The sequence below is a fragment of the Ulvibacter antarcticus genome (assembly GCF_003688405.1).
GTDB lineage: Bacteria > Bacteroidota > Bacteroidia > Flavobacteriales > Flavobacteriaceae > Ulvibacter > Ulvibacter antarcticus.
The window spans coordinates 1-14,804 of record NZ_REFC01000019.1 but is presented as its reverse complement, the minus strand read 5'-3'; the positions used below and the strand labels follow the sequence as shown (position 1 = coordinate 14,804).

General features: G+C 37.6%; 13 protein-coding genes. 6 read left to right on the top strand and 7 right to left on the bottom strand.

Going from position 1 to position 14,804, the window contains the following annotated elements; all coding sequences use genetic code 11:
• Positions 1 to 27: 27 nt before the first annotated feature.
• A complete protein-coding gene (locus BXY75_RS16895; RefSeq protein ID WP_121908959.1) occupies positions 28 to 873 on the bottom strand; it encodes a transketolase in 846 nt (281 codons plus the stop codon).
• A 198-nt stretch (positions 874 to 1,071) separates the two neighbouring features.
• Here BXY75_RS16895 and tgt point away from each other — a divergent pair, with 198 nt between their 5' ends.
• The 6 genes from tgt (at position 1,072) to BXY75_RS16865 (ending at position 8,390) form a co-directional block, all read left to right on the top strand.
• Positions 1,072 to 2,202 carry a tRNA guanosine(34) transglycosylase Tgt gene (gene tgt / locus BXY75_RS16890; RefSeq protein ID WP_121908958.1) on the top strand — a complete coding sequence of 377 codons (1,131 nt, stop codon included), beginning with the start codon at positions 1,072 to 1,074 and terminating at the stop codon, positions 2,200 to 2,202.
• 4 nt (positions 2,203 to 2,206) lie between these two features.
• Entirely contained in the window at positions 2,207 to 3,286 is a 1,080-nt protein-coding gene (locus BXY75_RS16885; protein ID WP_121908957.1) for an LptF/LptG family permease, read from the top strand.
• A complete protein-coding gene (locus BXY75_RS16880) occupies positions 3,273 to 4,175 on the top strand; it encodes a DMT family transporter (protein ID WP_121908956.1) in 903 nt (300 codons plus the stop codon). Before BXY75_RS16885 ends, BXY75_RS16880 begins: the two co-directional genes overlap by 14 nt.
• Before the next feature lie 144 nt (positions 4,176 to 4,319).
• Positions 4,320 to 5,273 carry an acetyl-CoA carboxylase carboxyltransferase subunit alpha gene (locus tag BXY75_RS16875; protein WP_121908955.1) on the top strand — a complete coding sequence of 318 codons (954 nt, stop codon included), beginning with the start codon at positions 4,320 to 4,322 and terminating at the stop codon, positions 5,271 to 5,273.
• Between the two features lie 166 nt (positions 5,274 to 5,439).
• The gene (gene dnaB / locus BXY75_RS16870; protein ID WP_121908954.1) at positions 5,440 to 6,993 is read left to right on the top strand and encodes a replicative DNA helicase; all 1,554 of its coding nucleotides are present in this window, start codon (positions 5,440 to 5,442) and stop codon (positions 6,991 to 6,993) included.
• Positions 6,994 to 7,130: 137 nt separating this feature from the next.
• Complete coding sequence (locus tag BXY75_RS16865; RefSeq protein WP_211331840.1) at positions 7,131 to 8,390, top strand: asparagine synthetase B; 1,260 nt, start codon at positions 7,131 to 7,133, stop codon at positions 8,388 to 8,390.
• On the opposite strand, the gene BXY75_RS16860 is transcribed toward BXY75_RS16865, so the two are convergent.
• The 6 genes from BXY75_RS16860 to thrS form a co-directional block, all read right to left on the bottom strand.
• Positions 8,387 to 9,337, bottom strand: coding sequence for an OmpA family protein (locus BXY75_RS16860; protein WP_121908953.1), 951 nt, complete (start codon positions 9,335 to 9,337; stop codon positions 8,387 to 8,389). The genes BXY75_RS16865 and BXY75_RS16860 overlap by 4 nt on opposite strands.
• Before the next feature lie 90 nt (positions 9,338 to 9,427).
• The gene (locus BXY75_RS16855; RefSeq protein WP_121908952.1) at positions 9,428 to 10,495 is read right to left on the bottom strand and encodes a T9SS type A sorting domain-containing protein; all 1,068 of its coding nucleotides are present in this window, start codon (positions 10,493 to 10,495) and stop codon (positions 9,428 to 9,430) included.
• 98 nt (positions 10,496 to 10,593) lie between these two features.
• On the bottom strand, positions 10,594 to 10,938 hold the full coding sequence (gene rplT, locus BXY75_RS16850; protein WP_121908951.1) for a 50S ribosomal protein L20: 345 nt from the start codon (positions 10,936 to 10,938) through the stop codon (positions 10,594 to 10,596).
• A 145-nt stretch (positions 10,939 to 11,083) separates the two neighbouring features.
• On the bottom strand, positions 11,084 to 11,281 hold the full coding sequence (gene rpmI / locus BXY75_RS16845; protein WP_121908950.1) for a 50S ribosomal protein L35: 198 nt from the start codon (positions 11,279 to 11,281) through the stop codon (positions 11,084 to 11,086).
• Positions 11,282 to 11,391: 110 nt separating this feature from the next.
• The gene (gene infC / locus BXY75_RS16840; protein WP_262697299.1) at positions 11,392 to 11,904 is read right to left on the bottom strand and encodes a translation initiation factor IF-3; all 513 of its coding nucleotides are present in this window, start codon (positions 11,902 to 11,904) and stop codon (positions 11,392 to 11,394) included.
• A 57-nt stretch (positions 11,905 to 11,961) separates the two neighbouring features.
• Complete coding sequence (gene thrS, locus BXY75_RS16835; protein ID WP_121908948.1) at positions 11,962 to 13,908, bottom strand: threonine--tRNA ligase; 1,947 nt, start codon at positions 13,906 to 13,908, stop codon at positions 11,962 to 11,964.
• Between the last annotated feature and the right edge of the window lie 896 nt (positions 13,909 to 14,804).

Below are 14,804 nucleotides of genomic sequence, written 5' to 3'. Positions count from 1 at the left end.
TTGATTCTTGATTTTAATGAAACACATTTAGTAATCGCCCAAGGTTTCAGGGTTTTGTGCTAATCCGACAGCTAATTGCTCATCGTTAGGAGCTTTTCCATGCCACGCGTGAGTATGCATCATAAAATCAACTCCGTGCCCCATAATTGTATGTAGTAAAACACAAACTGGTTTTCCATTCCCGGTTTTGGTTTTGGCAGTTTTCATACCATCAATAACAGCTTCCAGATTATTTCCAGCTTCGATTTCCATCACATCCCAACCAAAAGCTTCAAATTTTGCCTTTATATTGCCCATTGGTAATACATTATCAGTTGATCCGTCTATCTGCTGGCCGTTGAGGTCGATGGTAACTATTAAGTTGTCCACCTTATTACCGGCAGCATACATGATCGCTTCCCAATTCTGACCTTCCTGAAGTTCTCCATCTCCACAAAGGGTGTAGATTAAGTGATCATCATTGTTTAATTTTTTTGCCTGTGCAGCTCCAATAGATACTGAAATTCCTTGACCAAGAGATCCAGAAGCGATACGCACTCCAGGAAGCCCTTCGTGTGTTGTTGGATGTCCTTGAAGTCGTGAATTTAACAATCTGAAGGTATTTAACTCCTCTACAGGAAAGTACCCGGATCTTGCCAGAACGCTGTAAAAAACAGGGGAAATATGGCCATTGGATAAGAAGAATAAATCTTCTCCTTTTCCATCCATAGAAAAACCATCTTTTCGATCCATTAAGACCTTGTAAAGGGCTACAAAAAATTCGGTACAGCCCAAAGATCCTCCGGGGTGTCCCGAGTTTACTTTATGTACTTGTCGAAGAATATCTCTTCTTACCTGTGAAACCAACGCTTCCAACTGTTGTAAATCTGCCATAGTATCTTTTAAATTTTCAGTTTCAAAAGTAACGTATTCATTGAGGCTTGCAAAACTGTAGAAACAGCAGTTATTAACGATTTGATATTTTTAGTTAACATCTTTTTACTTCCGAAGCCAAAAAAAGGAAATTGTTAAGGGTCGCTTGCTATTTGGTGGTTATTAAAAGTATCTTTGCGCTTTCAGAAAAAAGAGTGCATGAAATTTAAATTAGAAGCTAAAGACGCGAATAGTCAGGCGAGAGCCGGAGAGATCACATTGGATCACGGAATTATAGAAACGCCCATTTTTATGCCCGTTGGAACCGTTGGAACCGTAAAAGGTGTGCATCAAAAAGAGTTAAAGGATGAGATCAACCCAGATATCATACTGGGGAACACTTACCACTTGTACCTAAGACCTCAGACACCTATTCTCGAAAAGGCAGGAGGAATTCATAAATTCATGAATTGGGACCGTAATATACTTACCGATAGTGGCGGTTATCAGGTTTACTCATTGTCGGCAAATCGAAAAATTAAGGAAGAAGGCGTAAAGTTTAAGTCACATATCGATGGAAGTTATCATTTTTTCACTCCTGAAAATGTGATGGAAATCCAACGAAAGATTGGAGCAGATATCATCATGGCATTCGACGAATGTACACCGTATCCATGTGATTACAATTATGCCAAACGTTCTATGCATATGACACATAGATGGTTGGATCGTTGTATTACGCATCTGGATAAAACACCATTGCATTACGATTATAATCAGACCTTTTTTCCTATTGTACAAGGGTCTACCTATAAAGATCTTCGGAAACAATCTGCAGAATATATTGCTTCAGTAGGAGCAGCAGGGAACGCGATTGGCGGACTCTCGGTAGGAGAACCGGCTGAAGAAATGTACGAAATGACAGCAGTGGTAACCGAAATACTTCCGGAGGACAAACCACGTTATCTTATGGGAGTAGGTACTCCTATTAATATACTGGAAAATATTGCGCTCGGAATTGATATGTTCGATTGTGTAATGCCGACGAGAAATGGGCGAAATGGAATGCTTTTTACCGCACATGGAACTATAAATATAAAGAACAAAAAATGGGAAGCTGATTTCTCTGCCATCGATGAGATGGATATTACCTGGGTTGATACCGCATATAGCAAAGCATATGTCCGCCATTTGTTTACTGTAAATGAAATGTTGGGAAGACAAATTGCCACCATTCACAACCTCGGATTTTATCTGTGGTTGGTTCGTGAAGCGAGAAAACATATCTTAGCAGGTGATTTTAATGCTTGGAAGAATATAATGGTAAAACAAATGGATAAACGACTTTAGTTGCATGCTAAGCATTCTCGACCGCTATATCTTAAAGAAATACTTGGGAACCTTTGGGTTGCTGCTTTTGCTGTTTATTCCAATAGGAATTACAGTGCATCTGTCTGAAAAGATTGATAAAATTCTGGAAAATGAAGTACCTCTTACTGAGGTGATTTTCTACTTCTTAGATTTTACCATTTACTTTGCGAATTTGTTATTTCCGCTTTTTCTATTTCTGTCTGTGATATGGTTCACCTCCAAATTGGCTACCAATACCGAGGTCATCGCTTTTTTAAGTAGTGGAGTTTCCTATTATCGTTTTCTTCGTCCTTATATGATAGGTGCAACCATAGTTTGCGTTGGTGCTTTCTTTATGGGAACTTACCTGGCACCAAGTGCAAGTAAAGGTTTTAATGAATTTCATTATCAGTATCTGAAAAAGGGTAAACGGGATCGGGATCAGACGAATGTTTATAGGCAGATCAACGACAATGATTATATCTATGTGAGTTATTTTAATGTTGCCGAAAAATCCGGGAGTAATTTTACACTGGAACATTTTGAAGGCAATAAAATGACTTATAAACTGGCTGCAAAACGGATTCGTTATAATGATAAGGATAGTACATATACTTTAATAAATTATACAAAGCGAATTGTGGGTGAAAACGACGATATTATTGAAAGCGCCGCCAAAATCGACACTACTTTTAGCTTTGAATTGGAAGATCTTACACCTGTAGAATATATAGCCGAAACTCTTAATTTACCTGAGCTTAATAAATTCATTAAGCGTGAAAAGGAGCGAGGTTCCTCTTATATAAACCGTTATGAAGTAGTTCGCAATAAACGATGGAGTCTACCGGTGTCTGCCTATATTCTTACTATTATCGCGGTTGCTGTTTCGTCTGTGAAGCGAAGAGGAGGGATGGGAGTTAACCTCGCCATTGGGATTGCTATAGGTATGGTTTATATCTTCTTCGATAAGATTTTTGGTACTATGGCAGAACAGAGTGATTTTTCACCCTTTGTAGCAACTTGGTTTCCAAACATCATTTTTGGTATTTTAGCTATCTATTTGTTGAGAAATGCGAAACGATAAACTCCTTAATTATCTTCATTTACATTTTATAGTCTTTATCTGGGGCTTTACGGCAGTTTTAGGTGCACTTATCTCAATTGATGCTATCCCATTGGTTTGGTATCGCATGTCGTTGGCTTCCGGATTTATTTTTTTGTACATAAAATTTCGAAAAGAACCTTTATTACTTCCGAAGAAAGTATTAGCCGGTTTTTTTCTCGCAGGGCTTATTATTGCACTCCATTGGCTGGCATTCTTTGGTGCGATTAAAATTTCGAATGTTTCTGTAACACTAGCCATCATGTCAACCGGGGCGCTATTTGCCTCGTTGCTCGAACCCTTATTGTACAGAAGAAAAGTAATTTGGTATGAAGTACTTTTTGGAGGTATTGTAGTAATTGGGTTATACGTGATATTTAATGTGGAAACCGAATATGTATGGGGAATTGTACTCGCTTTATGTTCATCCTTTCTTGGGGCATTGTTTTCGGTGATCAATGGTAGGTTCGCATTAAAGTATAAAGCTTCGGTTATATCTTTTTATGAGATTTTCTTCGGAATGCTATGTATTTCAGTGTATCTGGCGTTGAGCGGCAGCTTCGACCAGGCCTTTTTTCAACTTAGCGGAAACGATTGGATGTATCTTCTAATCTTGGCTTCAGCTTGTACGGCCTATGCTTTCATCGCCTCTGTACATGTAATGAAATGGATTAGCCCTTATACTGTAATGCTTACCACCAACATGGAACCAGTCTACGGAATAATACTCGCATTATTTATATTGGGAGATTCAGAATATATGAGTCCACAATTCTACTTTGGAGCATTAATAATACTTGTTACAGTCATTGCAAATGGTATTATTAAAAATACAAGAGAACGAAAAAAGAGGAAACTTACCAAACCTTGATACTTCGGGAGTTACGAAATGGTTTTTGATGCATCAAACTACAAGAACTTTCCTCTAATCGAAAAAGTAAAACAAATGTACAATGAGTAGAAACAATATTTTATATTTGTACACTAAGCCTAAGAAAAACTTCTAGAAGTTATTATGGAATATCTTGATTTTGAATTACCTATAAAAGAATTGCAAGAGCAATTCGAAAAAGCTTGTCAGATTGGAGAAGAGAGTGATGTTGATGTCTCTAATACCTGTAAGCAGATCGAAACTAAATTAAAAGAAACCAAAAAGGAGATCTATAAAAATTTAACGCCATGGCAACGTGTTCAGCTTTCGCGTCATCCAGATCGACCTTATACCATGGACTATATCAATGCTATTTGTGGAGATTCCTTCCTGGAACTTCATGGAGATCGTAATTTCAAGGACGATAAAGCAATGGTGGGTGGCCTCGGAAAGATAGGCAACCAAAGTTATATGTTTATTGGACAGCAAAAAGGATATAACACCAAAACACGTCAGTATCGTAATTTTGGAATGGCAAATCCTGAAGGGTATCGTAAAGCATTACGCTTGATGAAATCTGCCGAAAAATTTAACGTACCTGTAGTTACTTTAATTGATACTCCAGGTGCATATCCTGGTTTAGAAGCCGAAGAGCGTGGACAAGGAGAAGCAATTGCCAGAAATATACTTGAGATGACACGTCTTAAAGTGCCTATCATTGTAGTAATAATAGGTGAAGGTGCAAGTGGTGGTGCTCTCGGAATAGGCGTTGGTGATACAGTACTTATGCTCGAAAATACTTGGTACTCCGTAATTTCTCCCGAAAGCTGCTCCTCTATATTATGGAGAAGTTGGGAATTCAAGGAAATAGCCGCTGATGCGCTAAAATTAACTGCAACCGATATGAAAAAGCAGAAGCTTATCGATTCAATTGTAAAAGAACCTTTAGGTGGAGCTCATAGCGATCGAAAGACTACTTTTATTACTGTAGCTAATGCAATTGATAAGGCTTATAATGAATTAAAAGACTTATCACCAAAAGAACTAACCACAAAACGTATGGAAAAATACGCCAACATGGGAGTATTCAAAGATTAGTTCTAACGATACCAACACTTTTTAAAATCCGAAGTCATGACTTTGGATTTTTTTGTACCTTATTAACAATAAAATAAAGTTGTTAACAGTTAAATTGTTGATGACTAGTGCATATCGAAAATTGAATTTTCACCTTTGCTCTTAACATTTTCTTTACATTCGCTTCATGGAAAAAGTACAACCTCACAAATCGTTTCCGGCTCGTTCCGGGCAGGTTATTTCGCTCGAGAAAGGAAAAATTCCTCCGCAAGCTATTGATTTAGAAGAGGTTGTGTTAGGGGCGATGATGATCGACAAGAAAGGAGTTGATGAGGTAATCGATATCTTAAGTGCAGATGTGTTCTATAAAGAATCACATCAGCATATTTTTGAAGCGATACATATTCTATTCGAGAATAGTGAACCGGTCGACTTATTAACCGTTTCTTCCCAATTAAAGAAGAACCAGAAATTGGATTTGGCAGGTGGTGAATTTTACCTGATCCAACTCACTCAAAAAGTATCTTCTTCCGCTCATATCGAGTTCCATGCACGTATTATTCTTCAGAAATATATACAACGAAGTCTTATAAAGATTTCGAACGAGATTATTGAAGATTCTTACGACGAAACCACCGATGTTTTTGATCTTTTAGACACAGCCGAGTCGAAATTATACGATATCACTCAGGGAAATATCAAGCGTTCTTCAGAAACTGCCCAACATCTCGTTATTCAAGCGAAAAAACGAATTGAAGAAATCGCAAATAAAGAAGGACTCTCCGGAATTCCTTCTGGCTTCACAAAATTAGACAAGCTTACTTCTGGTTGGCAGCCCAGTGACCTTATCATTGTGGCAGCAAGACCTGGTATGGGAAAAACAGCATTAACTTTGTCCATGGCAAGAAATGTAGCTGTTGAACATAATATACCAGTAGCTTTTTTCTCTTTGGAAATGGCATCTGTACAATTAATAACTCGTTTAATCTCTTCGGAAACCGGTTTAAGTTCAGAAAAACTGAGAACAGGAAATCTCGAGAAACATGAATGGGAACAGCTTAATGTGAAGGTGAAAAGTCTTGAAAAAGCTCCTTTGTTTATCGATGACACGCCTTCATTATCTATTTTCGATTTACGTGCAAAGGCAAGAAGACTGGCATCCCAACACGGAATCAAGCTAATAATGATCGATTACCTTCAGTTAATGACTGCAGGTGGTAGTCAGAAAGGTGGGAATCGTGAACAGGAAATCTCTACTATTTCCAGAAACTTGAAAGCTTTGGCAAAGGAATTGAACATTCCGGTAATCGCGTTGTCACAATTATCGCGTGCGGTAGAAACCAGAGGAGGTAGTAAAAGACCGTTACTTTCCGATCTTCGTGAATCGGGAGCGATCGAGCAGGATGCAGATATTGTTTCCTTTATTTATCGCCCGGAGTATTATAAAATTGACGAGTGGGACGATGAAGAACGTACGCCAACTGCCGGACAAGCTGAATTTATTATCGCTAAGCATAGAAATGGTGGCTTGGATGAAATACGATTGAAGTTCGTTGGTCATTTAGGTAAGTTCGAAAACCTTGAAACCTTCGATTATCCGGCCGAATTCCATTCACGTATGAATGCTGCTGCAAACGATGATACATTTAAAACAGAGAATCTACCTTCTCCTGATGAGGCATTTGGAAGTTCAATGAATGACGACCTTTCTCCGGAAGACGATAATGAGGTGCCGTTTTAATTGAAATTTTCAAAAGTTGTTGCTAGTAACACTTTCTTTTTAAATTAATCTTTCCAGATAAAATTTGGCTTAATAATTGTCGTTATACATTCCCGTGCATGCGGGAAACTTACTATATAAATTATTATATTCGTCAAATGCTTAGAAATTTTATAATTATCCTATTTCTTCTTTTTTCTGCGAACATTTTCGCTTCATATATCCTTATTCCTATGGATGCCGAAAGTCAGAAGGAGCATCTAAAGGCATATGGACTTACATACTGGACACTTGAAAAGCAGGTGAAAGTAAAGTGGCTTCTAAATTACAGAGGAGGTTCATTCTTATTGCCCGATTCGGAAGAAATCCGCAAGGAATGTCAGATACGCGGGATTTCATTCGAGGTCCTTTCCGACGCAAAAACAGAACAGATACTTACCGATATTAGTAGTCCGTCGCAAAATATGGAAGCAGTGGTACTTGAAAAAGCACCGCGAGTTGCAGTGTATTCTCCAAAAGGAAATCTTCCATGGGATGACGCCGTGACTATGGTACTTACATATGCCGAAATTCCATATACAGTTATCTACGACGAAGAGGTGTTAGAAGATCAATTATTACTATTTGATTGGCTTCATTTACATCATGAAGATTTTACAGGTCAGTATGGGAAATTCTACCGTGCCTATCGTTCTGCTCCATGGTATATTGAAGAAAAACAAAAAGCCGAAGCATTGGCGGCCAAACTTGGATATTCAAAAGTTTCCGAAGCTAAAAGAGATGTAGCATTGAAGATACGGGATTATGTGATTGGTGGTGGATTTATGTTTGCTATGTGTAGTGCTACCGATAGTTTTGATATCGCACTCGCAGCAAAAGGTGTAGATATTTGTGAGCCTATGTTCGATGGAGATCCTAGTGAACCGGGTTATCAGAGTAAAATAGATTACAGTCAGACTTTTGCATTTAAAGACTTTATTCTTGAAAGAAGTCCGATGGTTTATGAATTTTCATCCATCGATATGACCACTAAAAGACGTGTTTCGAAAGAAATGGACTATTTTACCTTAATGGATTACTCAGCCAAATGGGATCCAATTCCTTGTATGTTAGTACAAAATCATACTGCTTTGGTAAAAGGTTTTATGGGGCAAACGACTTCATACGACAGAGATGAGATCAAATCGAATGTGTTGATCATGGGTGAGAATAAGTCTAATGGTGAAGCCAGATATATTCATGGTATAAAAGGGAAAGGTTTTTTTACCTATTATGGAGGTCATGATCCCGAAGATTATCAGCATAGAGTAGGGGATGCCAAAACAGAATTAGCATTACATCCCAGCTCTCCGGGATACCGACTTATTTTAAATAATGTTTTGTTTCCGGCTGCTAAGAAGAAAAAACAAAAGACCTAATCTTCGTCGGGTAAGGAATTATAATAGTCTTGTGGAGGCATTACTCGTACTTCAACTCTTCGATTCGTTTGTTTATTTTCCTGACTATTGTTGGGAACTCTGGGTTTTGTCTCTCCAAAGGGATGTATTTCATATTGATATAAGGCATCCGCACCAAGGAGATCTTGAAGCTTTTCAGCTACAGAATTGCACCTGTTTTTAGATAATTCCATATTATAAGTATCATCTCCATCGCTATCTGTATGGCCTTCAATTAAAATAGTAGCCTTGTCAATTTTTTGAATGGTACTCACCATAGAATCTAATGTTTGAGCAGCATTTTCTTTGAGTTCATAAGCGGCGACATCAAAAAGTACGTCTGCATTTATTGATAATTTGATTACACTGTTTATTGCGCCAATCGCATCGATGTCGGCACCGGCACTTTTACTTTTACAGACAGATTCCTGATCGGTTACGCGCAAAAAATAGAATACTGTTTCAGAATCAATTCCTGCTTTACTTAAATCAATTGATGACTTCCCGCCGGATATTTTACCGGCATAGATCCAATCGATTCCATTTTGTGATATTTCTATGAGGGCCGGCTCTCTCGAAGGTCCGACTTCAAAAATGTAAAGATCATATCCTTTTAAGTTCATAAAACCGTTGTCTGTGAATTCAACGGTCAAGGTTCCACCACATCCTAAAGATGTAAAATCACCTACTCTGTAATTTTTATAATTAGGTTCGTGTAGACATTGTAAACTATCACGATATTTTTGGATTGGAGGAGGCGATCCCACGCGGTATGATACCAGTTTATCGGCAAATGATATTTTACCTAAAGGAAGATAGATGGATTCGTAACGGTCTATTCTGTACATTTTTCCTGTTGCAACTTGTCCAAAAAGTTGAGAGCTAAAACATATTAAAATACAGAAGGATGTAAAAAATAGGGAACGCATTCTAAAGTTTTTACTAAGGTAATTAAACTTAATGGTAATCTTATTTTACTTTTTTTGAAAGCTTCGGAAGCTTCCGTCAATCATATCAACTTAATGCTTAATGAATTTTTGAATGGTTTTCTTATCATCATTTACTATTTCAGCAAAATAGATTCCAGGCGCTAGAGCCGAAATATCAATTATTTCAGAAGAAAGATTTAAAAGTAGCTTCCCGCTAAGTGAATAAATATTAATTTCATCCAAAAGCTCTTCCGAAGAAATATACAAAATGTCCTTAGCCGGGTTAGGATAAATCACAGCTATGGAAACATTATTCACTTCAAATCCAAGATTGCAACCGGCCAGCGTATCAGAATAACTTGCCGTTGCATCCTTGCACCAACCGGTATTTCCAGGTTGATCACAGACCGGATAAACGAAAGTTTGGTCATCCACTAGAATACAAGTTAAGTCTGGATTATTATACGCCCACATTCGAGTGATATTATGATTATTGGTATTTTGAATGTTTAAACTCGTTAGCTGATTATTACCAATTGAGAGGTTATTGATAAGTATATTGTTGGAAATATCCATAGTGGTCAGTTCATTTGTAGAACACCAAAGATGCTCCAGCGCCAAATTTTGAGAAACATCCAAGTCCGTCAATTGATTAAATGAAGCTCTAAAAATTCTTAGTTCTGGATTTTGAGAAACATCCAGACTCGTCAATAAATTAACCGAACAACTTAGCCATTCTAGCAATGGTAGGTTACTTACGTCCAAACTTGTCAATTCATTGTTATTAACCCAGAGTTCATCAATCTCTATATTTTGGGAAAGATCTATAGTAGCGATGTAATTATCCATACAGTATAAAATAGTGAGGTTGACGAAACTCTGTATCCCTTCTAAAGATTCTATTTCAAAACCAATAACCTGTAGGCTAGTCACGGCTATGGCCTCACTCACTTGAATTTCGCCATCATTATTAGTGTCTACATCTTCCAAACTAGTATTGCCATTTAAACCAGCAACGCTTTCATTTACAAGTGCGTTTTTGAAATTGACATCGGGGATGTCCACAATTTGGCTGTTTGCTATTGAACATATAAAAATAGAAGCGATGAGATAAGAATATTTCATAGCACTAAAAATAGTTAAAATAATATAAGCCATTATTTAAAATCAAATTTGATGGTGGCTGAAAAAACCAAAAAAAAACGCCCACTCTAGGAGCGGGCGTTTTACAGTGAAGTAATGTGATTATAAATGTCTTATTTTACTTTTTTAATGATGGCTTCAAAAGCTTCCGGGTGATTCATTGCTAAATCGGCTAAAACCTTACGGTTTAATTCGATTCCGGCAACTTTAAGTCCGCCCATAAACTGTGAATAAGACATCCCATGCTGACGTGCACCCGCGTTAATACGCGTGATCCACAATGCTCTGAATGTTCTCTTTTTCGCACGACGGTCTCTATAAGAATACTGCATCGCTTTGTCAACGGCATTCTTAGCAACTGTCCATACATTTTTACGTCTTCCAAAGTAACCTTTGGCTTGCTTAAGCACCTTTTTTCTTCTGGCTCTCTTCGCAACTGAATTTACTGATCTTGGCATAATTTAATTGTGTTTTTGTAGCAGGCGGTCCGCATCGGGCGGACACTTGTATTTTCAATTTAATATCTCAAATCTTACATCTGAAATCTCAAATCTCTAAAGCCATACTCCAGGGTTTAAAAATTTGTTTTAACCGGTTAGGCAATTACATCATTCGAAGCATTTGCTTAACATTACTCTCATCGGCCTTGTGCACTAATGTGTCATGGGTCAATGCAAGCTTACGTTTTTTAGACTTCTTTGTTAAGATGTGACTTTTAAACGCATGCTTTCTTTTAATTTTACCTGTACCTGTAAGCTTAAATCGCTTCTTAGCACTGGATTTTGTTTTTTGTTTCGGCATGTTTTCCTCTTTTTATTATTACTTCACTTTATTGTAAATTTCAAATTCAATGTAAACTTGAAATATTATTATTTCTTTAATGTTGATAGCTGATCACTGTAAATTGACAACTATTTTTTCTTAGGAGCGATGAACATAATCATTCGTTTTCCTTCTAATTTTGGCATTTGCTCTACTTTTCCCAGTTCTTCTAATTCCTGAGCAAGTTTCAATAGGAGAATCTCTCCCTGATCCTTATAAATAATAGAACGCCCTTTAAAAAACACATAGGCCTTTAACTTCGCACCATCTTTCAGGAACTTCTCGGCGTGTTTCTTCTTAAATTCGTAATCGTGATCATCTGTATTAGGACCAAACCTAATTTCTTTGATAATCACTTTGGTCGCCTTAGACTTCATTACCTTCTCCCGCTTTTTTTGTTCATAGACATATTTCTTATAATCTATGATCTTACAAACCGGTGGAGTGGCATTTGGAGAAATTTCTACTAGGTCCAATTCCTGTTCTTCCGCGAATTCTAATGCCTTCTTTAATGGGTATACCCCAATTTCGACATTATCGCCTACAAGGCGGACTTCTTCAGCGCGAATTCGTCTATTAATTCTGTGCTGATCTTCCTTAATTATCCTTGCGGGACCCCTACTTCTTTTTCTTCGTATTGCTATGGCTAAATATTTTAGTTAAACGTTAAATTCTTTTATTTCTTTTTTTACTTCTTCAGTAAGCATCTTTGAGAATGCTTCTATAGTCATTGACCCCAAATCTCCTTCACTATGTTTCCTTACAGAAACCGTTCCATCATTCTCTTCCTGCTCCCCAACAATCAACATATACGGAATTTTGTTCATTTCTGCCTCCCGTATTTTCTTACCAATGGTCTCGCTTCTGTGGTCCACAAGGGCGCGAATTTCGTCATTTTCAAGCAAAGTTAAAACTTTTTGGGAGTATTTTTCATATTTTTCACTCAATGATAAAATACTAACCTGATCTGGCATTAACCAAAGAGGAAAATTCCCACCTGTGTGTTCGAGTAAGATGGCTACAAATCGCTCCATACTTCCAAAGGGAGCCCTATGAATCATCACTGGTCTATGAAGCTCATTATCACTTCCTTTATAAGTAAGATCAAAACGTTCCGGCAACGTATAATCTACCTGAATCGTTCCTAACTGCCAGCTTCTTCCTAAAGCATCCTTCACCATGAAATCGAGCTTCGGACCGTAAAAAGCAGCCTCACCAGTCTCTATTACATAATCCAACTCCTTGTCTTTAACCGCACTAATAATTGCCTGCTCTGCCTTTACCCATAATTCTGGATCTCCAATATATTTTTCAGGTTTGTCCGGATCTCTTAATGAAACCTGAGTCGTGAAATTCTCAAAACCTAAGGATCCGAAAACATACAACACAAGATCAATCACTTTTTTAAACTCTGCATCCAACTGATCCGGCGTACAGAAAATATGAGCATCATCTTGAGTAAAACCTCTAACGCGGGTTAATCCGTGAAGCTCGCCACTTTGTTCGTAACGATACACCGTTCCAAATTCAGCAAAACGCTTTGGAAGATCTTTGTACGACCAAGGCTTATATTTGTATATCTCGCAGTGATGCGGACAATTCATCGGTTTCAGAAGAAACTCTTCTCCTTCATTTGGAGTATGAATCGGCTGAAAACTATCGGCTCCATACTTGGCATAATGCCCTGAAGTTTCATATAACTCTTTTTGGCCGATATGCGGTGATACTACCATTTCATAACCGGCTTTCTTTTGCGCTTTTTTTAGAAAATTCTCAAGACGTTCTCTTAAGGCAGCTCCTTTAGGCAGCCAAAGAGGCAATCCTTGTCCAACACGTTGCGAAAATGTAAAAAGCTCTAATTCCTTTCCTAGTTTTCTGTGGTCACGTTTTTTCGCTTCCTCTAAAAGGGCTAGATATTCAGTAAGTTCCTTTTGTTTCGGAAAACTAACGCCGTAAATTCTGGTAAGCTGTTTATTGTTTTCATCACCACGCCAATAAGCACCGGCTATGCTCATTAATTTAACTGCCTTTACTATTCCTGTATTTGGAATATGTCCCCCACGGCATAAGTCGGTGAAGGTGTCGTGGTCACAAAAAGTGATGGTTCCATCTTCTAGACCTTCAATAAGCTCCACCTTATATTCGTTACCCTGTTTTTTGTAGTAGTCTAATGCATCGGCTTTGGTCGATTCCCTTAGGCTGAACTCATGTTTTCCTCTGGCGATATCAATCATTTTGTCCTCAACTGCTTTTAAATCCTTCTCTATAAAAGTCTCATCTCCAAAATCTACATCATAATAAAAACCATTTTCTATCGCCGGACCAATACTTAATTTGATACCTGGATATAATTCCTCCAATGCCTGAGCCAGGATATGAGCAGAAGAATGCCAGAATGCTTTTTTACCCTCATCATTATTCCACGTAAACAGTACTAGACTCCCGTCGGTATTTAGGGTTGTGCTGGTTTCGACCGTTACAGAATTAAAAGAAGCTGAAATCACATTACGTGCCAACCCTTCACTAATACTCTTGGCAACATCCATAGGCGTCACACCAGCGTCAAACTGCTTTACACTTCCATCAGGTAAGGTAATCGCTATCATAGTTTCAAAATTTAAGTGGCAAAGATACTACGAGTTTATGCGTTTCACAATAAGCTGCTAAGGGATTCTCTTTCTTTTTTTACAATGAGGCGAATGATATTCTTTTTCTTTTGGGTGCCACCCTTTATACAGATAACGATAATTCATCAAGTATTTGCTATTGTACTATGAAGCAAGGTTTTAAAACAATGATCATAGAGGGTCGGGCTTTCGCTACTCGCTTCCTCCATATCCGTTCTGGCGGAGAAGGAGGGGAGCTTAAACATGCCGCTCTATCCCTGGCACAAAAAATGTTCAAATAATAGTATATATATAAAGGTATAAAACGCATTCAATTTATTTTTTGAGTGATATATTTCATTTCCAAACGCTTATCATTTTAGGGTAAATTTATTTCAAAAAAACTTCAATTTATACTTGTGCGATTCAAAAAGGAACCTATCTTTGCACCCGCTTACAGAAACAGCTACGGTTGTTAAAGCAAAGCAAAAACAACGGTCTGAAATTTTCTTAAAATAGTTTTCAAAAAAGATTGCAGGAATTAAAAACTGTAGTATATTTGCACCCGCCAAAAGAAGCAGTATTTGTTTCTCGAAGCAACGCAGAACAACGGTCTAAATTTTTTCTGAAATTATTTTTAAAAAGTATTGCAGGATTAAAAAAGTGTTGTACATTTGCACCCGCTAAAAGAATGAGTGATTCAAAAACACGAGTTAAGAAGGCGAGAAAAAGTAAAAAACGACGCCCATAACAAGAGATGGGAAAGTTCATTGAGATATTGAAATTGACAGCGTAGGTTACGATTCGAAAGGATTGTAATCGACAAAGAAAAACTAAACTAAGTTAAATACCTGAGAATTTTTTTGAGGTTGAATAATTCGGAGTATAAAATTATT

Bases quoted from the DNA above. Each gene is read 5' to 3' on its own strand.
- BXY75_RS16880 (WP_121908956.1), top strand. From the start codon at position 3,273: ATGCGAAACGATAAACTCCTTAATTATCTTCATTTACATTTTATAGTC.
- dnaB (WP_121908954.1), top strand. From the start codon at position 5,440: ATGGAAAAAGTACAACCTCACAAATCGTTTCCGGCTCGTTCCGGGCAG.
- BXY75_RS16855 (WP_121908952.1), bottom strand. From the start codon at position 10,495: ATGGCTTATATTATTTTAACTATTTTTAGTGCTATGAAATATTCTTAT.
- BXY75_RS16865 (WP_211331840.1), top strand. From the start codon at position 7,131: ATGCTTAGAAATTTTATAATTATCCTATTTCTTCTTTTTTCTGCGAAC.
- thrS (WP_121908948.1), bottom strand. From the start codon at position 13,908: ATGATAGCGATTACCTTACCTGATGGAAGTGTAAAGCAGTTTGACGCT.
- BXY75_RS16885 (WP_121908957.1), top strand. From the start codon at position 2,207: ATGCTAAGCATTCTCGACCGCTATATCTTAAAGAAATACTTGGGAACC.
- BXY75_RS16875 (WP_121908955.1), top strand. From the start codon at position 4,320: ATGGAATATCTTGATTTTGAATTACCTATAAAAGAATTGCAAGAGCAA.
- BXY75_RS16895 (WP_121908959.1), bottom strand. From the start codon at position 873: ATGGCAGATTTACAACAGTTGGAAGCGTTGGTTTCACAGGTAAGAAGA.
- BXY75_RS16860 (WP_121908953.1), bottom strand. From the start codon at position 9,337: ATGCGTTCCCTATTTTTTACATCCTTCTGTATTTTAATATGTTTTAGC.
- rplT (WP_121908951.1), bottom strand. From the start codon at position 10,938: ATGCCAAGATCAGTAAATTCAGTTGCGAAGAGAGCCAGAAGAAAAAAG.
- tgt (WP_121908958.1), top strand. From the start codon at position 1,072: ATGAAATTTAAATTAGAAGCTAAAGACGCGAATAGTCAGGCGAGAGCC.
- rpmI (WP_121908950.1), bottom strand. From the start codon at position 11,281: ATGCCGAAACAAAAAACAAAATCCAGTGCTAAGAAGCGATTTAAGCTT.